The following is a 19,085-nucleotide window of genomic DNA, read 5'->3' on the forward strand; positions in this document are numbered from 1 at the left end:
TCCGGAAACGATCGCGCTCGTCACACGTCGGCGATCGTGCGCTTGACCGCACTACGCCAGCCCTTGAGCTTTGCTGCGCGCGTCTTCTCGTCCATAGCCGGCTCGAAGCGGCGGTTGCGTTGCCAACTCTTGGCAAAGCCTCCCCGATCAGGCCAGACGCCCGCCTTGCTGCCGGCAAGCCAGGCGGCGCCGAGCGCCGTGGTTTCGAGGATAACGGGCCGGTCGACCGGCGCGTCGAGAATGTCGGCAAGACGCTGCATCGTCCAGTCGGACGCGACCATGCCGCCATCGACGCGAAGAACGGTGCTCTCCACACCGCCTTTCCAATCCTTGTGCATGGCATCGAGCAGGTCGCGGGACTGATAGCAAACCGCTTCGAGTGCAGCACGCGCGAATTCCTTCGGGCCACTGTTGCGCGTCAGACCGAAAATCGCGCCGCGGGCGTTTGCATCCCAATGCGGCGCACCGAGCCCGGTGAATGCCGGCACCAGATAAACCTCCTGCGTCGGATCGGCGGCGTCGGCGAGCTCGCCGGTGCGCGAGGCCTTATCGATGATGCCGAGCCCGTCGCGAAGCCACTGCACGGCCGCGCCCGCGATAAAGATCGAACCCTCGAGCGCGTAGGTCGTCTCGCCGTTCAGCCGGTAGGCGATCGTCGTCAGCAGGCGGTTCTTCGAGCGAACCATATCGCTGCCGGTGTTGAGCAGCGCAAAGCAACCGGTGCCGTAGGTCGACTTCATCATGCCGGGCTCGAAGCAGGCCTGCCCGATGGTCGCGGCATGCTGGTCGCCGGCGACACCAAGGATCGGGATCTCCGCCCCAAGTATCCGCTTCTCGGTTGTACCGAAATCGTCTGCGCAGTCCTTCACCTCGGGCAGCATTGCCGCAGGAACCCGCAGGATATCAAGGAGATCCTTGTCCCAGCTGTTGTCAGCAATGTTGTACATCAGCGTCCGGGAGGCGTTCGTCGCATCGGTCGCAAACACCTTCCCGCCCGTCAGCCGCCAGATCAGGAAGGTATCGACCGTGCCGAAGCACAATTCCCCCTTGGCGGCACGTGCCCGCGCACCCTTGACGTTGGCGAGCAGCCACGAAAGCTTGGTGCCGGAGAAATATGGATCAAGGAGAAGGCCGGTCTTCCTGGTGAAGGTCTTTTCGAGATCCTGCCGCTTCAGCTTGTCGCAATAGCTTGCCGTGCGGCGATCCTGCCAGACGATCGCGTTATGAATCGGCTTACCGCTCTCACGCTCCCAGACGACGACAGTCTCACGCTGGTTTGTAATCCCGAGCGCAGCGATGTCCTTTGCCTCGATCCTGGCTTCGCGGATCGCCATCTTGATCGTCGAGACAACAGAATCCCAGATTTCCTCCGGATCGTGCTCCACCCAACCCGACTGAGGATAGATCTGGCGGAATTCCTTCTGGCCCGCACCGGCGATCTTCATCTCGCCGTCGAAGACGATCGCCCGCGTCGATGTCGTCCCCTGATCGATTGCCAGAACATATCCGCTCATGCTTGTCCCCCCGCTGATCGTGATTGTCGGGAGAAATCAATAGGACAGGAGGGCGAGCGAGGAAAGAACCCAGTCTCTCTTCGACACAAGAGATTTGGCATCAGCGCAATTGCCAGCAACGATGCTTTGCGCATAACCTCACCTCTATTGCGTCGCAAAATGGCTTGAGGAGAAGAGAATGGCCAGAACAGTCGTCGTCACCGGATCCACCAGCGGCATCGGCCTTGCGATCGCGGCAGCCTTCGCTGGCAAGGGCGACAATATCGTCATCAACGGCTTCGGAAAGCCTGAGGAAATCAAGGCGATAATCGAGAAACTTGAATCGACCTCGGAGGCGAAGGTTATCCACCATCCGGCAGACATGACGAAGCCGGTTGAAATCGCGGATCTGATCGAAACAGGCGCCAAGACCTTCGGCAGCGTCGATGTGCTGGTTAACAATGCCGGGATTCAGCATGTCGAGAAGATCGAGGATTTCCCGATCGAAAAGTGGGACCAGATTATTGCGATCAACCTGTCGAGCTCGTTTCATACAATGCGGGCAGCTATTCCGCTGATGAAGACAAAAAAACAGGGCCGCATCATCAACATCGCCTCTGCGCATGGCCTGGTCGCGTCGCCATTCAAATCCGCCTATGTCGCGGCAAAGCATGGTATATTGGGCCTGACGAAGACGGCGGCGCTGGAGCTTGCCGAATTCGGCGTGACGGTGAACGCGATCTGCCCGGGCTACGTGCTGACGCCTCTCGTCGAGAAGCAGATACCGGATACGGCGAAGGCACGCGGCATCACTGAGGAGCAGGTCAAGACTGACGTGATCCTCAAGGCCCAGCCGACGCATGAATTCGTCAAGGCGGAAGAGATTGGCGCGCTGGCTCTCTATCTCGCAAGCGACGAAGCCCGGCAGGTAACCGGCACCCACATCTCGATTGACGGTGGCTGGACCGCGGCATAACGATTCAAACAAAGATAAAAACCTGGGAACGACATGAACGACAGCATCCGCTTCATCCTGAATGGCAAGGACGTCACGCTCAGCGATGTCCGTCCGACCGAGACTCTTCTTGATTATCTCCGGTTGAAGCGCCGGCTGACGGGGACGAAGGAAGGATGCGCCGAAGGCGATTGTGGGGCCTGCACCGTCCTCGTCGGACGGCTGATCGACGGCAAGCTGCACTACGAGTCCGTCAATGCCTGCATCCGCTTCATGGGATCGCTGAACGCCACCCATGTCGTCACGGTCGAGCATCTGGCCGCCAAGGATGGCACGCTGCATCCGGTACAGCAGGCAATGGTCGATTGCCACGGTTCGCAGTGCGGGTTCTGCACGCCGGGCTTCATCATGTCGATGTATGGTCTCTGGCTTTCCAACGACAACCCGAGCCGGGCCGACATCGAAAAGGCACTGCAAGGCAATCTCTGTCGTTGCACCGGTTACGAGCCGATCGTGAAAGCCGCCGAGCAGGTGAGCCACACCCGCCCGAGCGCACTCTTCGACCCGCTCGAGAAAACCCGCTCCGAGATCATTTCGCGTCTCTGGGCGATGCGGAGCAGCCAGACCATTTCGATCACCACGGCAGAGGGCCGGCTGGTCCTGCCGGGCTCGCTGGACGCGCTGGCGCGCGTTCTGGCCGAGGAAGTAAACGCCACCATTGTTGCCGGCTCTACCGATGTCGGGCTCTGGGTGACCAAGCAGATGCGTGCCTTGGATCCGGTTGTCTTCATCAACCATCTGACCGATTTGCAATCGATCACCGCGGGCGAAGGCGGCTTCACAATCGGCGCAGGTGTCACCTACAGCCGCGCCTTCGAGATCATTGCCAAGAAGGTGCCCACACTTGGCCGTCTCATCGACCGTATCGGCGGAGATCAGGTCCGCAACATGGGCACGATCGGCGGCAATATCGCGAACGGTTCGCCGATCGGCGACACGCCACCACCCTTGATCGCCCTTGGTGCCACGGTGACGCTGCGCTCTGTTGCCGGTCCGCGGATGCTACGGCTCGAGGACTTCTTCATCGCTTACGGCAAGCAGGATCGGCGTCCCGGCGAATTTGTCGAGAGCATCTTCGTCCCATATCCCGCCGAGGATACGCGATTTGCCGTCTACAAGATCACCAAGCGCCGCGATGAAGACATCACCGCGGTTCTCGGCGCTTTCTATCTGACGCTGGACGGCGAAGGCGACGTCAACGACATCCGGATCGCCTTTGGGGGCATGGCAGCAACGCCGAAGCGCGCGCGGCACGTCGAGAATGCGCTGATGGGCAAACCTTGGAACGAACAGACGATCGAGGCGGTGCGTGCCGAGTTCGATGCCGACTTCCAGCCACTGACCGACTGGCGTGCAACGGCCGAATATCGCCAACTGACGGCGAAGAACCTGCTGATGCGCTTTTTCCTGGAAACATCAGGAACGCCGGCTGAACTCCACCGCTTCGAAGAGGTGGCATGATGGACAAGTCGACCTTCGCCGATCCCAAATTCATCATCAACGGCGCCATGCACGACGCGCAGCGCCACGATTCCGCACACAAGCATGTCACCGGCTCTGCCGACTACATCGACGATCTGCCTGAGCCTGTCGACCTGCTGCACGGCGCTTTGGGCCTGTCAGACCGGGCGCATGCCGAGATCGTCAGCATGGACCTCTCGGAGGTCGAAGCCACACCAGGCGTCATCTGGGTGTTCACCGGCAAGGACGTCCCGGGCGTCAACGACGTCAGTTCGAACGGCAGCCACGACGAACCGTTGCTCGCCGAACAGAAGGTCGAATTCCACAACCAGCCGATCTTCGCCGTTATTGCCGAGACGCGCGAGATTGCCCGGCGAGCGGCGCGCAAGGCGAAGATCGAGTACCGCGATCTGCCGCATTGGAGCGATATCGACGGCGCGCTTGCCAACGGCAGCCCGCTCGTCATCACGCCGATGACCCTTCAGCGCGGCGATGCGAAAACGGAAATGGAAAACGCGGCGCGGCGCCTGAAGGGCCAGATGCGGATCGGCGGCCAGGAGCATTTCTATCTGGAAAGCCATGTCGCGATGGCGATCCCGGGCGAGGACGACGAGGTTACCGTCTGGTCGTCAACCCAGCATCCTAGCGAGATCCAGCACATCGTCGGCCACGTCCTCGATATCCCATCGAATGCGGTGACGGTGAACGTTCGCCGCATGGGTGGCGGCTTCGGCGGCAAGGAAACGCAGGGCAACCAGTTCGCAGCCCTTGCTGCGATCGCCGCCAAGAAGCTGAAGCGTGCCATCAAGTTCCGGCCGGACCGCGACGAGGATATGGCTGCCACCGGCAAGCGCCACGATTTTCTTGTCGATTACGAGCTTGGCTTCGACGACGATGGCCGGATCCACGCCGTTGACGCCACCTACGCCGCCCGCTGCGGCTTCTCTTCCGATCTCTCCGGGCCGGTGACCGACCGCGCGCTGTTTCACGCGGATTCCAGCTACTTCTATCCGCATGTTCACCTGGCTTCGAAGCCGCTGAAAACTCACACCGTCTCGAACACCGCCTTCCGCGGCTTCGGCGGCCCGCAAGGCATGCTCGGTGCGGAACGCTTCATTGAAGAAATTGCCTACGCCGTCGGCAAGGATCCGCTCGAGATCCGCAAACTGAATTTCTACGGACAACCCGGCTCGGGTCGCACGCTCACCCCCTATCACCAGGAGGTCGAAGACAACATCATCGGCCGCATCGTCAGTGAGTTGGAGGAAAGCGCGGACTATCAGGTGCGCCGCAACGCAATCGTCGAGTTCAACCGCAACAGCCGCTATATCCGCAAGGGCATTGCACTGACGCCGGTGAAGTTCGGCATCTCCTTCACGCTGACCGCTTTCAACCAGGCAGGCGCTCTTGTTCATGTCTATCAGGATGGCTCGATCCACCTGAACCATGGTGGCACAGAGATGGGCCAGGGCCTCTACACAAAGGTGGCGCAGGTGCTGGCCGACAGCTTCCAGGTCGACATCGAGCGGGTGAAGATCACAGCCACGACCACAGGCAAGGTGCCGAATACCTCGGCAACGGCGGCGTCGTCCGGATCGGATCTGAACGGCATGGCAGCTTACGATGCCGCCCGCCAGATCAAGGAGCGGCTGGTCGCCTTTGCCGCCGAGAAATGGGCGGTGCCGCCAAAGGATGTCGTCTTCCTGCCGAACCGTGTCCGGGTCGGCGACAAGGAATTCGCCTTCCCTGACTTCATCAAGCAGGCATATTTTGCCCGCGTTCAGCTTTCCGCTGCGGGCTTTTACAAGACGCCTAAGATCCATTGGGATCGCGCGGCTGGCCGAGGCACTCCGTTCTACTACTACTCCTACGGCGCCGCCTGCTCGGAAGTGTCGATCGACACGCTGACCGGCGAATACATGATTGAACGCGTCGATATCCTGCACGATGTCGGGCGCTCGCTGAACCCGGCGATCGATATCGGCCAGGTCGAAGGTGCGTTCGTGCAGGGCATGGGCTGGCTGACGACCGAAGAGTTGTGGTGGGACGAAAAAGGCAGGCTGCGCACACACGCGCCCTCGACTTACAAGATTCCCCTCGCCTCCGATCGCCCGAAGAGCTTCAACGTCCGGCTGGCGGAATGGTCGGAAAATACGGAAGCCACCATCGGCCGCTCAAAGGCAGTGGGCGAACCACCGTTCATGCTGGCGATTTCGGTGCTGGAAGCACTCTCGATGGCTGTTGCCAGTGTTGCGAACTATAAGGTTTGCCCTCGGCTCGACGCGCCGGCAACACCCGAGCGCGTGCTGATGGCCGTCGAGCGAATGAAGCAGGCCTGAGAAAAGGCAGCACTCAAGTGCTGCCTTTTCTCAGTTGACGCCTACTGCCAGAACTCCTTGTCGAAACGTGGCTCCCGCCCGTCCAGGAAACCGAGGTCGCGCTTGACGCGATCCGGCATGCCTTCGAGGTCCAACCGGTCCCATTCCGAAACCCGCCGCAGCAGCCTGCGGCCAAGGGCTGAGAGCCAATTGGAAGTCTCGGGAACCCTCACATGGCTCTCGTGCTCGATAACGGTGCAATCCATAACATCACCTCAATAATCTGATCCGTTGGGTTGCAGATTGCGCCAATAAATGCTGGAATTCCAATCGAACGATTGCCGTAACACATAAAGAGAACTTATCCATGAAGCTGTCGAAGCAGTTTCCTTTGAACGCCCTGCGGGTCTTCGAGGCCGTGGCGCGGCTCGGCAGCTTTACGCGCGCAGGCGAAGAACTCGGCATGACGCAGACCGCCGTTAGCTACCAGGTAAAACTACTGGAGGAGAATGTCGGCGAGCCGCTGTTCCTGCGTCGTCCACGCCACATCAGTCTGACCGAGACCGGAGAACGGCTGGCCCCGCAGGTGACCGAAGCTTTCGAAATGCTGCAACTCGCCATGGCCGAGGCGCGTGGGGAAACAGAGGTAACCCTACAGATCACCTGCCTGGCGACGTTCGCGTCCCAATGGCTTGCGCGCAAGCTCGGCAATTTTCAACTCGCCAATCCGAATATCGCCGTGCGGCTCAGCACCACGGATTCGCTGGTCGATTTCGGCCGCGAAGCTGTCGATGTCGGCATCCGCTCAGGCAGGGGCGAATGGCCGGGGCTGCGGGCGGACAAACTGATGGACGTCTATTTCACGCCCATGCTGAGCCCGGCACTGGCGGAAAGCATTGGCGGGATTCATGAGCCTGCCGACCTCTTGACGCTTCGGATTTTCGATCCCACCGATCCTTGGTGGCACCAATGGCTCGAAGCTGCGGGCGTACCGATTCCCAGCTTCGAGAAGAGAAGCACGAGCTTTTATGGCGCCCAGGCCTATGAGGCCGCAGCCGCGGTGGCCGGCCAGGGTGTTGCGATCCTGACACCTGACTTCTATCCGGAGGAACTCGCGAGCGGGAAGCTGATCCGCCCATTCGAGCTTCAATGCACCGATGGCCGCGGCTACTGGCTGGCTTATCCGGAGAACCGCCGCAACGTCCCTAAGATCAAGGCATTCCGAAACTGGATTCTTGCTGAAATGAACGTCGCCGGGACCGGCGGCAGCTAATAACCCATCTGAGGCGCGTAGAAGCAGCGCGGCGTGTCCTCGTTCGGGAACAGACAAAGGTGATAGTCGCCATCACCGGAACGCATTGCCTTGCCCATGGGAAGAAGGAAGACATGTGCGTGTGTAACAAGCCTATGATCACCCGGTAGCAGCGTGACCCGATAGCCGTGCGGCGTGATCGCGACGCTCTTGGGAGGAATCATCTGGCAGTCCCCGTTCTCGCTGTCGCCATTGCAACAAAAGGGCTCATAGCTCCAACCCGACGGCGCATCGTGCGCGTAGGCACAGGATGCAAATGCAATCATCACACACACAAGAATGCTGCGCATTGGCATCATCTCCGTCGATGAATGCGCCGTCGGAATGGTGTGATTCTCACCTCATTCCGACGGCCTCAAAACTGAAATTGTAATCGATCCGTGACATTTCAAGCCACTTTCCATGCTGCAAGCGGCGTCGACACACGCACATTGAACGGCGCTTTACCATTCCGCGTGCTTGCGAACGGTGGCCCACAAGCCCGCTTCGTGATCGACGAGATCACGACCATCAGGAGAGCATCCGATGCAAAAGCGTCGACATCTTGGCTTGGCACATATTCTTTTGACGTGCTCCCGCCCGGAGTGCAGGAACACTTGTTCCCGAAAAAGGCTTTTGGGGGCGAAAGATGGCGACGGGCTCGCCACCTAAGCGGTTAATCCAAGGGTCTTGATAAGGTTTGCATATTACAACGCCGATCAAGCTTGGCCCTTCGGCCTGATCCGGGAGTAGGACAGCGGCCCGATGCCTGCCTCAAGCCGCCGGAGGCGACGGGCGCCGAGTGCTGTTTGGGTCTCTAGGCGCAAATGAACACGGTGAGAATGGTGGGAGGACCTGAACGCCGAGCAAGTGGTGGGTGCCTCGGACGCTGCGAGCTTTGCGTGTGTACTCGATCCGTGCGGCACATTTTCACAAGTTCGTTACTGCGAGGGATGCTGGACGCTTACTGTTGATGCTTGATCGACGCATATCCCCTTTCCTCAGGACACCACTTTCTGCAATGTGATGAGTCGAGGGAAGTACAGGGGAACTCAATGTATGAATATGCCATCGCGTGGGAATGGTTGGCCTTTGCGGCCCGCTGGTTCCACGTCATTACCGCGATTGCCTGGATCGGCTCGTCCTTTTATTTTATTGCGCTCGACCTCGGCTTGGTGAAACGGCCGCATCTTCCGCCCGGTGCCTACGGCGAGGAGTGGCAGGTGCACGGTGGCGGCTTCTACCACATCCAGAAGTATCTCGTGGCCCCGGCGCAGATGCCGGAACACCTCACCTGGTTCAAGTACGAGAGCTATTTCACCTGGCTCTCCGGCTTCCTGATGCTCTGTATCGTCTACTATGGTGGTGCCGACCTCTTCCTCATCGACCGCCATGTGCTCGACATCAGCGCGCCTTTGGCGATCCTGATCTCGCTTGCCTCGCTCGCCGTCGGTTGGATCGCCTACGACCTCTTGTGCAAATCGCCGCTCGGCAAGAACACCTGGGGCTTGATGGCGGTGCTGTACGCCGTGATCGTCTTCATGGGCTGGGGCTATACGCAGCTCTTTACCGGCCGCGCAGCCTTCCTGCATCTCGGCGCTTTTACGGCAACGATCATGTCGGCCAACGTCTTCATGATCATCATCCCGAACCAGAAGATCGTCGTCGCCGACCTGATCGCCGGGCGCACGCCTGATGCCAAATACGGCGCCATTGCCAAACAGCGCTCGCTTCACAACAACTACCTGACGCTGCCCGTCATCTTCTTCATGTTGTCGAACCACTACCCGCTGGCCTTCGGCACCGCCTATAGCTGGGTGATCGCGGCTCTCGTCTTCCTGATGGGCGTCACAATCCGCCACTGGTTCAACACGACGCATGCTCGCAAGGGCCGCCCGACCTGGACCTGGATCGTCACCGTCATCCTCTTCATCCTGATCATGTGGCTGTCGACGGTGCCGAAGGTGCTGACCGGCGAGAAGGACGCACAGGCCGTTGCGCCCGCGTTCCTGCAATTCGCCGGCGACGCGCATTTCCCCGCAGTCAAGCAGCTTGTCGGCACGCGCTGTTCCATGTGCCATGCCGCCGAGCCCGTCTATGAGGGGTTGGCGCGACCGCCGAAGGATGTCGTTCTGGAAACCGATGCCGAAATTGCCGCTCATGCGCGCGAGATCTATATACAGGCAGGCCGCAGCCACGCCATGCCGCCCGGCAACGTGACCGATATCACGCCGGACGAGCGTAAGCTGCTCGTCGCCTGGTTCGAAAGCGCAGTCGAAGGCAAACAGGAATGATCTCAGCCGCCCTTCGCGCCCTGCTCCTCGCCTCCACCCTGACCGCCTGCGGGCAGAGTGGTGCGGATGCTTCGGGATCGGAGGGCGGCGCGAAACCGCCTGCTGGCAATTTTTCCGGCGGTCTCAACGCACTTGGCACCGAACCCTTCTGGGCGATCAAGATCCGCACCGACGGGCTCACGTTCAGTCGTCCACGTATCGAGGACGTCAAAAGCGCCAACCCCGGTCCGGTCATAGAGAACGATCGCGCCACCTGGACAATCGCCGACGGGCCGGCACCCTTCAAGCTGACCCTGACCAAAGGGGAGTGCTCGGACGGCATGTCCGATCGCCACTACACACTGAACGCGGTTCTGGTATTCGGAGACAAGACCATGTACGGCTGCGCCGACACTCCGGCGGCCATTGCCGCCCAGCCGGCGCCCTGACGCGAACGCCGCTTGACAAGACAATCGAGGCAGAACGCCATGACACACACACTCTTCCGCGGCCGGCTGCTTTCCTTCCTGCGTGCGCCTGATGACCTTGGCGATACCGGAAGCTATCTCTACGAAAGCGATGGCGCGCTTCTGATCAAGGACGGCCTGATCATTGCGCGCGGCCCCTATGACCAAATCAGCGCGCAAGCCCCAGTCGATACCGTGACCTTCGATCATCGCCCGCACCTCATCATGCCTGGCTTCATCGACATGCACCTGCATTTCCCACAGATGCAGGTGATCGCCTCCTATGCGGCAAACCTGCTGGAATGGCTGAACACCTATACCTTCCCAGAGGAGTGCCGCTTCGTCGAAGGCGCACATGCCGAGCGTATCGCCACGCATTTCTACGACGAACTGATCCGCCACGGCACGACGACGGCGGTCGCCTACTGCTCCGTCCACAAGACCTCCGCCGACGCCTTTTTCGCCGAGGCGCTGAAGCGCAACATGCGTATGATCGGCGGCAAGGTGATGATGGACCGCAACGCCCCGCAGGGCCTGCTCGACACACCGCAGATGGGCTACGACGAGACCCGCCAGATCATCGCCGAATGGCACGGCAAGGGCCGCAACCACGTCGCCATCACCCCGCGCTTCGCGATTACCTCGACACCGGCACAGATGGAGGCGACCCAGGCTCTTGCCCGCGAATTTCCCGACCTGCACATCCAGACGCATCTCTCGGAGAATCACGACGAAATCAAGTTTACCTGCGAGCTCTATCCCGAGGCGATCGACTACACCGATATTTACGCCCGCTACGGTCTGCTCGGCGACAAGACGCTTTTCGGCCATTGCATCCATCTCTCGGATCGCGAGGCGGATGCGATGAGCGAGGCGGGCTCGGTCGCGGTCCATTGCCCGACATCCAACCTCTTCCTCGGTTCCGGTCTCTTCCCGCTGAAGGCACTCGTTCGCCGCGAAAAGCCGGTTCGGATCGGCGTTGCCACAGATATCGGCGGTGGCTCCAGCTATTCGATGCTGCGCACCATGGACGAGGCCTACAAGATCCAGCAGTTGCTCGGCGAACGCCTGAACCCGCTGGAAAGCTACTACCACATGACATTGGGCAACGCCCGCTCGCTGTCGCTTGCCGATCGGATCGGCACGCTCGATGTCGGCTCTGACGCCGATATCGTCGTCGTCAACGCCGCCGCGACGCCCGCCATGGCGCTGAAGATGGAGGTCGTGAAAACGCTGCCGGAAGAACTCTTCCTGCTGCAGACCATGGGTGATGACCGCGCGATCGTGGAGACCTACGTCGCGGGCGTCGCAGCGAAAAGCGCGATCTGAGATTCAGAGATAATCCGAAGTCGACAGTCCGCCCAAAAACAGTGGACGGATTTCGCGCGCATCACCCCCGGTAGCGAAGCGCATTGACCAGCAAGGCGAAGGCCGGTGAGGTCTGCCGCCGGCTCGGATAATAGAGGTGGTATCCGGGGAACGGCGCGCACCAATCCTCAAGCACGCGAGTAAGCCGCCCATCGGACAGAGGCTGTCGCACCAGCACTTCCGGCACGAACGCCAGACCGAGCCCCGAAAGTGCTGCGTTCAGCCGTAGCTGTACGTTGTTGAACACCAGCTGTCCTTCCACGCGCACCTTCACTTCGCGCCCGTCCTTCTCGAACTCCCAGGCATAGACCCCGCCATAGGTCGGCAGGCGCAGGTTGATGCAGTTGTGGTCGGTGAGATCGGCAGGAATCAGCGGCTTCGGTCGCCGCTCGAAATAGACGGGCGCTCCAACGACAGCCATCCGCATGTCAGGCCCGATGCGTACGGCGATCATGTCCTTCGCCACCTGCTCGCCAAGCCGCACCCCGGCATCGTAACGCTCGGCGACAATGTCGGTCAGCCCATAATCGACGATGATCTCGACATTGATATCGGGATAATCAGGCAGCAGCTTTTCCAGCGCCGGCCAGAGTACAGCGTCAGCGGCGTGCTCTCCCGCAGTGATGCGGATCGTACCAGCAGGCTTCTCGCGAAATTCGCTGAGCGCTGCCAACTCGCTCTCGATCTCGTCGAAACGCGGCCCTATCGAGTTCAGCAGGCGCTCGCCTGCCTCCGTCGGCGACACGCTGCGTGTCGTGCGCGTCAGCAGCCGCAGGCCGAGGCGTGTTTCAAGGCCGCGGATCGTATGGCTGAGCGCCGATTGCGACACGCCGAGCTTGGCCGCCGCTTTCGTGAAGCTTCTCTCCCGCGCCACAGCCAGAAAGGCGATGAGGTCGTTGATCGATTGCCGCGTCATTCATGAATCTCACTCATAAGCTTATACCGTTTATACCATCTAATCGCAGGAAAGCATCCGCACTAGATCTTCTTCCGAACGTCAGCCGAGCACCATGCTCCTGAGCTCACGAAAGGACGAAAGATGAAAATCAAGCGAAACGGCTCCGATCCATCCGCCAAGGACCGGCGGATTATTTCACCGGAACGGTCCGCATCGATGCGCCGTTCAACGGGACGGCACCGGCGCGTGTCGGCGGTGCAACGGTAACCTTCGAGCCCGGCGCTCGCACCGCATGGCATACCCATCCGCTCGGTCAGACGCTGATCATCCTCTCCGGCAGCGGTCGCGCGCAGCGCGAAGGCGGACCTGTCGAAGACATCCGCACCGGCGACATCGTCTGGTTCGAACCGGGTGAGAAACACTGGCACGGCGCATCCGCAACGACAGCCATGACCCATATCGCGATCGCCGAAGCCCTCGACGGCAAGGTGGTCGACTGGATGGAAAAGGTCACAGACGAACAATACCAGGGCTAGGAAAGGAAAATTCCATGCAGAAGCGCACACTCGGAAAAAGCGGCCTCGAAGTATCCGCCCTCGGCCTCGGATGCATGGGCCTGAGCTACGGCTACGGCCCGGCAACGGACACCGCGGATGCGATCAAGTTGATCCGCGCCGCCTTCGAACGCGGCGTCACCTTGTTCGACACCGCGGAAGCCTACGGTCCCTACAAGAACGAAGCCCTGCTCGGCGAGGCGCTGGCGCCGTTCCGCGACAAGGTTGTGATAGCCACCAAGTTCGGCTTCAACTTCGGCCCGGATGGTGGCCAAAGCGGCATGAACAGCCGCCCCGCTCATATCAGGGAGGTCGCCGATGCGGCGCTGAAACGCCTCAACACCGACGTGATCGACCTCTTCTACCAGCACCGTGTCGATCCTGATGTACCGATCGAGGATGTCGCCGGCACGGTCAAGGATCTGATCAGCGAGGGCAAGGTCAAGCATTTCGGCCTTTCGGAAGCGGGCGCCAGAACGATCCGCCGTGCGCATGCGGTGCAGCCGGTCGCCGCCCTCCAAAGCGAATATTCGCTGTGGTGGCGCGAGCCGGAACAGGACATCCTGCCAACGCTCGAGGAGCTTGGCATCGGCTTCGTTCCCTTCAGCCCGCTCGGCAAGGGCTTCCTGACCGGCGCGATCAACGAGCAGACCACCTTCGACAGCAAGGACTTCCGCAACGTCGTTCCGCGCTTTTCCGCCGAAGCCCGCAAGGCCAATCAGGCGCTCGTCGATCGACTGGGCGAGATCGCCCGCGAAAAGGGCGCGACGCCGGCGCAGATCGCGCTTGCCTGGCTTCTGGCTCGCAAGCCCTGGATCGTTCCGATCCCCGGCACGACGAAGATGCACCGCCTGGAAGAAAACATCGGCGCCGCCGCCGTGCAGCTGACGGCTGCCGACCTTGCGGCCATCGAAACAGCACTCGCCGGCATAAAGGTCGAAGGCGACCGCTATCCGGCACATCTCCAGGCAAGGGTCGACCGCTGAGCGGCGACCAAGCGAGCGGAAGGTAAGGGTAACAATGGAGATTGCCTTTCCGTCGGGGCCAGCAACGAGATCAGTCCACTAATCCGCGAGCTCCAAAGGCACCGCGAACACGGCGACGGCCTTCGATCCCTCCACCAAGGCCAGAGACGAGCCTATCGCACGTGCTGGCAAAGAGCTCAACGGTGACGCCGTCCGCCCGCGCAACCCGTCCGCAAAATGCGAAAGGGTGTCAACCCGACCACGAGATCGATTTCAACGCCTCCATGACAACCCGGATGATCGGCACGTTGCGGATATCGGCGTGCACGACCAGCCACAGCTCCCGCATCAGAGGCTGCGGCTGCGGGATCGCCTCGACGAGATCATCGACACCGGCGAGCATGAAGTTCGGCAGCATGGCGATGCCACCGCCGGCGCGCGCCGCCGCCAGCTGAAATTCCAGCGTCGTGGCTCTTAACGCCACCTTCCTCCCCTCGGTTGCCTCGGCAAGCTGGATTGACTGCGGTGCGCTTGCCATCGTTTCGTCATAGGCGATGAAGGTTCTCTGCGCCTCGGGCGTCGCGGCCAGATAGTCGGCCGTGGCGTAGAAGCCGAAGCCGATATCTCCGAGCTTGCTGATGACGAAATTGCCCTGCTCCGGCTTCGTCATGCGAACCGCAATATCCGCCTCCCGCCTGTCGAGCGAGGCGTAGCGCGTCTCGCCGACGATGGTGATACCGATATCAGGATGCCGGACCCGCAAGGCGACCAGCGCTGTCGGCAGCTTTGCCGCCGCAAGTGTCGGTGGCGCGCTGATCCTGACCTCTCCGGCAAGCGTCGCGCCGGCAGCTAGCCCCAGCCTTTCGACGGCCTGAGCCTCCAACCCCATTCGCTCCGCCATCCCGGCGACCCGCTCACCCTCCGGTGTCAGCACGATACGGCGCCCGCGCCGGTCGACCAGCTTCACGCCCATCTGATCCTCGAGGCCCGCAACCCGGCGGGCGACGGTCGCGTGCTCCACGCCGAGGGCGCGCGCGGCCCCGAGCAACGTTTCGGCGCGAGCGAGCGCTGCGAAATAACGGAGGCTTTCCCAATCGATCATTGTTCATTTTTTCCCATTCGATGAGAAGCAATAGGGAATTTTTGATCACTACGCCATGCGCGATGATGCCTGCAACAGCAATCGGAGAGTACCCATGGATAAGGTCGTTACGCTTCTCGCCCCAGGCGGCATCGAACACTTGCAGGTTTCGGAACAGGCGCCCCAGGCGCCCGGTGCAGACGAGATCCGCATCCGCCATGACGCGATCGGCATGAACTTCCTCGATATCTACCACCGGCGCGGGCTCTACGCCTTGCCGGCCTATCCCGCAATACTCGGCGTAGAAGGCGCCGGCACCGTCGAAGCCGTGGGGAGCGCAGTCGCCGGCCTGAAGCCCGGCGACCGCGTCGCCTATGCCGGCGCACCGGTTGGCGCCTATGCTGCAACACGCCTCCTGCCGGTATCCCGCGCCGTTCGCCTGCCCGCTAGCGTCCCGTCAAAGGTCGCGGCCGCGTCCATGCTGAAGGGGCTGACGGCCTACATGCTGCTGACGAAAACCTATCGTATCGAGCCGGGAACCATCGTGCTGATCCACGCCGCGGCCGGCGGGCTTGGAAGCATTCTCGTGCGATGGGCAAAGCATCTCGGCGCCACCGTCATCGGAACCGTAAGCTCGGAGGAGAAGGCCGATCTCGCCCGCAGCTACGGCGCGGACCATCTGATCGTCGGTCGCGACGCCGATGTCGTCGCTGCGGTTAAGGCGCTCACCAAAAACGGCGGCGTCGACGTCGCCTATGACGGCATCGGCGCCGACATGCTTGCAAAATCCATCGCATCCGTCCGTCCGTTCGGCGTCGTGGCGACGATCGGACAGGCGGGCGGGCCGATCCCGCCTGTCGCCGTCGACGCGCTTCGCCCCGGAAAATCGCTGACGCATCCAAGCATCATGGCCTACATCACCGACACGTCCGCGTACCTGGCGGCGACCGAGGTCGTCGTCGAAATGCTGGCAGCTGGCATCACCGCAACGATCGCCCGCGAATACGCGCTGGAGGAGGCTGCAGAAGCTCAGCAATTCCTCGAAGCGGGACGTGCCGCAGGCAGCCTGATTCTTGTTCCATAGGCGAGGAAAGAGATACACAAAGCCTCGGAAATCATGTTAAGGGCCATGGCGTTACTCAGATGTGAAAGTCTTATCCATGGCCACGCCTCTCACGATCGCCGACCTGAAAACCCTCGCCCAGCGCCGTGTCCCGAAGATGTTTTTCGACTATGCGGATTCCGGCGCCTGGACGGAGTCGACCTACCAGGCGAATGAGAGCGATTTTGCCAAGATCAAGCTGCGCCAGCGCGTGCTCGTCGACATGACGAACCGCACGCTGGAGACGACAATGATCGGCCAGAAGGTTTCGATGCCCGTCGCCCTTGCGCCCACAGGTTTGACGGGCATGCAGCATGCTGACGGCGAGATGTTGGCCGCTCGTGCAGCGGAAGAAGCGGGCGTTCCGTTCACCCTGTCGACGATGAGCATCTGCTCGATCGAGGACGTCGCCTCGGTCACGACAAGACCCTTCTGGTTCCAGCTCTACGTGATGCGCGACAAGGATTTCGTGCTGAACCTGATCAACCGCGCCAAGGCGGCAAAGTGCTCGGCCCTGGTGCTGACCGCCGACCTGCAGATCCTCGGCCAGCGCCACAAGGATCTGCGAAACGGCCTCTCGGCGCCGCCGAAGTTTACGCCGAAGCATATCTGGCAGATGGCAACGCGCCCCTTCTGGTGCCTGGACATGTTGCAGACGAAGCGCCGCACTTTCGGCAACATCGTCGGCCATGCCAAGAACGTCTCCGACCTCTCCTCGCTCTCCTCTTGGACGGCTGAACAGTTCGACCCGCAGCTCTCCTGGGCCGACGTCGCCTGGATCAAGGAGCAATGGGGCGGCCCGCTGATCATCAAAGGCATCTGTGACGTCGAGGACGCCAAGGCCGCAGCAGAGACCGGTGCCGACGCCATTATCGTCTCCAACCATGGCGGTCGCCAGCTTGACGGCGCTCCCTCCTCGATCAGCATGCTGGAGCCGATCGTCGATGCCGTCGGCCACAAGATCGAAGTGCATCTGGACGGCGGCATCCGCTCCGGTCAGGACGTGCTGAAGGCAATCGCCCTCGGCGCCAAGGGCACCTATATAGGCCGCCCCTTCCTCTACGGCCTCGGCGCCATGGGCAAGGAAGGCGTGACGCTGGCGCTTGGCATCCTCCGCAAGGAGATGGACATCACCATGGCACTCTGCGGCAAGCGCGACATCAACGAGGTCAACTCGTCGATCCTGCTAGGCCGTCAATAAGAACCCATTCGGGTCGCATCCGAACAAACCTGACGGCGCAAGGCGCGTCGCCCTAGCTACCGCGATAGGTCGAATAGCCATAGGGTGAGATCAACAGCGGCACATGATAATGCGCGCTGAGGTCGGCGATGCCGAAGCGGATCGGCACGAGATCCAGAAACGCCGGGTGCGGCAACGCGACGCCCATCGCGCGCAGATAGTCGCCGGCGTGGAAGAGCAATTCGTAGGTTCCCACCTTGAAGCCATCGCCAACCAGGATCGGGCCGCCGTCGACGCGGCCGTCGGAATTGGTCCGCACGGTCTTGATGTGGTGGCGAAAATCGCCGTCCAGCTGGAAAAGATCGATCCGCAATCCCTCTGCCGGCCTACCGGAAGCAGTATCGAGAACGTGCGTGGTCAGTCCGGTCATAGGCTCGGCTCGCTGATAATATACGGGGTTTCGAAAAAGTACTCTTCCAGATTGTTGCCCGGGCCGTCGCGGTCGACGACGAGGAAATCGCTGGCGGCGCCGAGCGACATCAACGGATGGTGCCAGACATTGCGGCGATAGTTCACGCCCTGATCGCCACGCGCGAGGAACACGCGGGGACGACCGGGCCTTCCGCCCTCGTCCTCAGAGGCGACGACGAGGTAGGGCCGACCCGAGATCGGCGAAAAGCTCTGACTGCCGAACGGATGCCGCTCCATCATGCCGATTTCATACGGAAACGCTCGCGGTTGACCCCGAAAGAGATTGATGATGACGCGCGCGCCCTCGCCGACGGCTTCGGCGGCCGCGAGCGCATGGAAACGTTCCGTCGTGCCGTTGTTGATATAACGCATCGTCGCCGGATCGGCTTCGACCACATCACCGAACGGCGAAAAGGCGGATTTGGTTAGGGCAAGGATGTCGAGGAATTGAGGCATGTCGTTATTCGCCTTGGATGCGCCAATGGCGTATCGACTGAAGCTGGGAGATAAGGTCCGCCAGATCGCGTCTGACCGTACCCCAAATGGCAGAAAGATCGGCACAGTAGTAGCCGTGCACAATTAGATTCCGCATTCCCTTTATCTTTGACCAAGGAAGTTCGGGATGATCGCGAATGAAATCTGGGTGGCTCATGCCAATACGAGCCGCCGCCTCACCCAAGAGAACCAGCGACATTGTCACAGCGAGTTGGGTTCTGACATCCGTCAGAAAGGCGCTTTCGGTCATATCGTCGGTTAGCGTACGTGCCTGCTCGGCCGCCTCCTGCATACGATCGACGTACTCCACCAGCCGTTCTACCGTCATACCACGATCGCTTCCGAGAGAACGCGTTCGCGTATGCTGTCCGGCAGCCCTCCGGGTGTTACAAGATCGACCTCTAAACCGAGCTTTTCCTTCAATTCCTCCAGCAACCCACCAAGATCGAATAGAGTTGTGCCGGGCAACGTATCGACCAGAATATCCAGATCGCTGTCCGGCCGATCCTCACCGCGCGCGACCGAACCGAAGACACGCGGGTTCGCCGCGTTGAAGCGCTTCGTGGCTTCGCGGATCGCCTGCCTGTTCTTCTCCAGCACTTCCGAAGGTTTCATGACGCAACTATAAGTCACGGATGCAAAAGAGAAAAGCA

The 19,085-nt window shown here is 61.1% G+C and carries 19 protein-coding genes and 1 pseudogene; 11 read left to right on the forward strand and 9 right to left on the reverse strand.

Features of this window, described 5'->3' with window-relative positions:
* Positions 1-20: 20 nt before the first annotated feature.
* On the reverse strand, positions 21-1,514 hold the full coding sequence (glpK, locus tag RGCCGE502_RS13835) for a glycerol kinase GlpK (protein WP_016554791.1): 1,494 nt from the start codon (positions 1,512-1,514) through the stop codon (positions 21-23).
* A 178-nt stretch (positions 1,515-1,692) separates the two neighbouring features.
* On the opposite strand from glpK, the gene RGCCGE502_RS13840 reads away from it, so the two are divergent.
* The 3 genes from RGCCGE502_RS13840 to xdhB are packed head-to-tail and all read left to right on the forward strand — an operon-like array spanning position 1,693 to position 6,308.
* Complete coding sequence (locus RGCCGE502_RS13840; protein WP_016554792.1) at positions 1,693-2,469, forward strand: 3-hydroxybutyrate dehydrogenase; 777 nt, start codon at positions 1,693-1,695, stop codon at positions 2,467-2,469.
* Between the two features lie 33 nt (positions 2,470-2,502).
* On the forward strand, positions 2,503-3,969 hold the full coding sequence (gene xdhA, locus RGCCGE502_RS13845; RefSeq protein WP_016554793.1) for a xanthine dehydrogenase small subunit: 1,467 nt from the start codon (positions 2,503-2,505) through the stop codon (positions 3,967-3,969).
* Positions 3,969-6,308, forward strand: coding sequence for a xanthine dehydrogenase molybdopterin binding subunit (xdhB, locus tag RGCCGE502_RS13850; RefSeq protein ID WP_016554794.1), 2,340 nt, complete (start codon positions 3,969-3,971; stop codon positions 6,306-6,308). Before xdhA ends, xdhB begins: the two co-directional genes overlap by 1 nt.
* Positions 6,309-6,349: 41 nt before the next feature.
* On the opposite strand, the gene RGCCGE502_RS13855 is transcribed toward xdhB, so the two are convergent.
* A complete protein-coding gene (locus tag RGCCGE502_RS13855) occupies positions 6,350-6,553 on the reverse strand; it encodes a hypothetical protein (protein WP_016554795.1) in 204 nt (67 codons plus the stop codon).
* A gap of 101 nt (positions 6,554-6,654) precedes the next feature.
* On the opposite strand from RGCCGE502_RS13855, the gene RGCCGE502_RS13860 reads away from it, so the two are divergent.
* A complete protein-coding gene (locus tag RGCCGE502_RS13860) occupies positions 6,655-7,560 on the forward strand; it encodes a LysR substrate-binding domain-containing protein (RefSeq protein WP_016554796.1) in 906 nt (301 codons plus the stop codon).
* Here the strand turns inward: RGCCGE502_RS13860 and RGCCGE502_RS13865 are convergent.
* Positions 7,557-7,889 (reverse strand): hypothetical protein, encoded by a 333-nt coding sequence (locus tag RGCCGE502_RS13865; protein ID WP_016554797.1) that lies wholly within the window; start codon positions 7,887-7,889, stop codon positions 7,557-7,559. The genes RGCCGE502_RS13860 and RGCCGE502_RS13865 overlap by 4 nt on opposite strands.
* Positions 7,890-8,633: 744 nt before the next feature.
* Between RGCCGE502_RS13865 and RGCCGE502_RS13870 the strand changes: the two genes are divergently transcribed.
* The 3 genes from RGCCGE502_RS13870 to guaD are packed head-to-tail and all read left to right on the forward strand — an operon-like array spanning position 8,634 to position 11,647.
* Positions 8,634-9,872 (forward strand): urate hydroxylase PuuD, encoded by a 1,239-nt coding sequence (locus tag RGCCGE502_RS13870; protein WP_016554798.1) that lies wholly within the window; start codon positions 8,634-8,636, stop codon positions 9,870-9,872.
* Positions 9,869-10,300, forward strand: a complete 432-nt coding sequence (locus tag RGCCGE502_RS13875; RefSeq protein ID WP_016554799.1) for a COG3650 family protein — start codon at positions 9,869-9,871, stop codon at positions 10,298-10,300. Before RGCCGE502_RS13870 ends, RGCCGE502_RS13875 begins: the two co-directional genes overlap by 4 nt.
* Positions 10,301-10,339: 39 nt before the next feature.
* Positions 10,340-11,647 (forward strand): guanine deaminase, encoded by a 1,308-nt coding sequence (gene guaD, locus RGCCGE502_RS13880; RefSeq protein ID WP_016554800.1) that lies wholly within the window; start codon positions 10,340-10,342, stop codon positions 11,645-11,647.
* Between the two features lie 61 nt (positions 11,648-11,708).
* On the opposite strand, the gene RGCCGE502_RS13885 is transcribed toward guaD, so the two are convergent.
* Positions 11,709-12,602: a LysR family transcriptional regulator gene (locus tag RGCCGE502_RS13885; RefSeq protein WP_016554801.1), complete on the reverse strand. Its 894-nt coding sequence runs from the start codon at positions 12,600-12,602 to the stop codon at positions 11,709-11,711.
* A gap of 123 nt (positions 12,603-12,725) precedes the next feature.
* On the opposite strand from RGCCGE502_RS13885, the pseudogene RGCCGE502_RS13890 reads away from it, so the two are divergent.
* Together RGCCGE502_RS13890 and RGCCGE502_RS13895 are read left to right on the forward strand one after the other, a co-directional pair.
* Positions 12,726-13,120: pseudogene (locus RGCCGE502_RS13890) on the forward strand ((R)-mandelonitrile lyase).
* Positions 13,121-13,134: 14 nt separating this feature from the next.
* Positions 13,135-14,124: an aldo/keto reductase gene (locus RGCCGE502_RS13895; RefSeq protein WP_016554804.1), complete on the forward strand. Its 990-nt coding sequence runs from the start codon at positions 13,135-13,137 to the stop codon at positions 14,122-14,124.
* A gap of 229 nt (positions 14,125-14,353) precedes the next feature.
* Here RGCCGE502_RS13895 and RGCCGE502_RS13900 read toward each other — a convergent pair whose 3' ends face one another.
* Positions 14,354-15,205 carry a LysR family transcriptional regulator gene (locus RGCCGE502_RS13900; protein ID WP_016554805.1) on the reverse strand — a complete coding sequence of 284 codons (852 nt, stop codon included), beginning with the start codon at positions 15,203-15,205 and terminating at the stop codon, positions 14,354-14,356.
* Positions 15,206-15,299: 94 nt separating this feature from the next.
* Here RGCCGE502_RS13900 and RGCCGE502_RS13905 point away from each other — a divergent pair, with 94 nt between their 5' ends.
* A complete protein-coding gene (locus RGCCGE502_RS13905) occupies positions 15,300-16,268 on the forward strand; it encodes a quinone oxidoreductase family protein (RefSeq protein ID WP_016554806.1) in 969 nt (322 codons plus the stop codon).
* A gap of 76 nt (positions 16,269-16,344) precedes the next feature.
* Positions 16,345-17,487 (forward strand): alpha-hydroxy acid oxidase, encoded by a 1,143-nt coding sequence (locus tag RGCCGE502_RS13910; RefSeq protein ID WP_016554807.1) that lies wholly within the window; start codon positions 16,345-16,347, stop codon positions 17,485-17,487.
* A 52-nt stretch (positions 17,488-17,539) separates the two neighbouring features.
* Here RGCCGE502_RS13910 and uraH read toward each other — a convergent pair whose 3' ends face one another.
* Genes uraH through RGCCGE502_RS13930 form a run of 4 tightly spaced genes read right to left on the reverse strand, consistent with a single transcriptional unit; the run spans position 17,540 to position 19,047 of the window.
* Entirely contained in the window at positions 17,540-17,896 is a 357-nt protein-coding gene (gene uraH, locus RGCCGE502_RS13915) for a hydroxyisourate hydrolase (protein ID WP_016554808.1), read from the reverse strand.
* Entirely contained in the window at positions 17,893-18,393 is a 501-nt protein-coding gene (locus RGCCGE502_RS13920) for an ureidoglycolate lyase (protein WP_016554809.1), read from the reverse strand. The genes uraH and RGCCGE502_RS13920 overlap by 4 nt, the downstream gene beginning before the upstream one ends.
* Positions 18,394-18,397: 4 nt before the next feature.
* Positions 18,398-18,760, reverse strand: coding sequence for a HepT-like ribonuclease domain-containing protein (locus tag RGCCGE502_RS13925; RefSeq protein ID WP_016554810.1), 363 nt, complete (start codon positions 18,758-18,760; stop codon positions 18,398-18,400).
* Positions 18,757-19,047, reverse strand: a complete 291-nt coding sequence (locus tag RGCCGE502_RS13930) for a nucleotidyltransferase family protein (protein WP_040674582.1) — start codon at positions 19,045-19,047, stop codon at positions 18,757-18,759. The genes RGCCGE502_RS13925 and RGCCGE502_RS13930 overlap by 4 nt, the downstream gene beginning before the upstream one ends.
* Between the last annotated feature and the right edge of the window lie 38 nt (positions 19,048-19,085).

It is taken from the genome of Rhizobium grahamii CCGE 502, assembly GCF_000298315.2.
GTDB classification, from domain to species: domain Bacteria; phylum Pseudomonadota; class Alphaproteobacteria; order Rhizobiales; family Rhizobiaceae; genus Rhizobium; species Rhizobium grahamii.

Coding starts and splice junctions, on each gene's coding strand:
- glpK (WP_016554791.1), bottom strand. CDS start 1,514: ATGAGCGGATATGTTCTGGCAATCGATCAGGGGACGACATCGACGCGG.
- RGCCGE502_RS13840 (WP_016554792.1), top strand. CDS start 1,693: ATGGCCAGAACAGTCGTCGTCACCGGATCCACCAGCGGCATCGGCCTT.
- xdhA (WP_016554793.1), top strand. CDS start 2,503: ATGAACGACAGCATCCGCTTCATCCTGAATGGCAAGGACGTCACGCTC.
- xdhB (WP_016554794.1), top strand. CDS start 3,969: ATGGACAAGTCGACCTTCGCCGATCCCAAATTCATCATCAACGGCGCC.
- RGCCGE502_RS13855 (WP_016554795.1), bottom strand. CDS start 6,553: ATGGATTGCACCGTTATCGAGCACGAGAGCCATGTGAGGGTTCCCGAG.
- RGCCGE502_RS13860 (WP_016554796.1), top strand. CDS start 6,655: ATGAAGCTGTCGAAGCAGTTTCCTTTGAACGCCCTGCGGGTCTTCGAG.
- RGCCGE502_RS13865 (WP_016554797.1), bottom strand. CDS start 7,889: ATGCGCAGCATTCTTGTGTGTGTGATGATTGCATTTGCATCCTGTGCC.
- RGCCGE502_RS13870 (WP_016554798.1), top strand. CDS start 8,634: ATGTATGAATATGCCATCGCGTGGGAATGGTTGGCCTTTGCGGCCCGC.
- RGCCGE502_RS13875 (WP_016554799.1), top strand. CDS start 9,869: ATGATCTCAGCCGCCCTTCGCGCCCTGCTCCTCGCCTCCACCCTGACC.
- guaD (WP_016554800.1), top strand. CDS start 10,340: ATGACACACACACTCTTCCGCGGCCGGCTGCTTTCCTTCCTGCGTGCG.
- RGCCGE502_RS13885 (WP_016554801.1), bottom strand. CDS start 12,602: ATGACGCGGCAATCGATCAACGACCTCATCGCCTTTCTGGCTGTGGCG.
- RGCCGE502_RS13895 (WP_016554804.1), top strand. CDS start 13,135: ATGCAGAAGCGCACACTCGGAAAAAGCGGCCTCGAAGTATCCGCCCTC.
- RGCCGE502_RS13900 (WP_016554805.1), bottom strand. CDS start 15,205: ATGATCGATTGGGAAAGCCTCCGTTATTTCGCAGCGCTCGCTCGCGCC.
- RGCCGE502_RS13905 (WP_016554806.1), top strand. CDS start 15,300: ATGGATAAGGTCGTTACGCTTCTCGCCCCAGGCGGCATCGAACACTTG.
- RGCCGE502_RS13910 (WP_016554807.1), top strand. CDS start 16,345: ATGGCCACGCCTCTCACGATCGCCGACCTGAAAACCCTCGCCCAGCGC.
- uraH (WP_016554808.1), bottom strand. CDS start 17,896: ATGACCGGACTGACCACGCACGTTCTCGATACTGCTTCCGGTAGGCCG.
- RGCCGE502_RS13920 (WP_016554809.1), bottom strand. CDS start 18,393: ATGCCTCAATTCCTCGACATCCTTGCCCTAACCAAATCCGCCTTTTCG.
- RGCCGE502_RS13925 (WP_016554810.1), bottom strand. CDS start 18,760: ATGACGGTAGAACGGCTGGTGGAGTACGTCGATCGTATGCAGGAGGCG.
- RGCCGE502_RS13930 (WP_040674582.1), bottom strand. CDS start 19,047: ATGAAACCTTCGGAAGTGCTGGAGAAGAACAGGCAGGCGATCCGCGAA.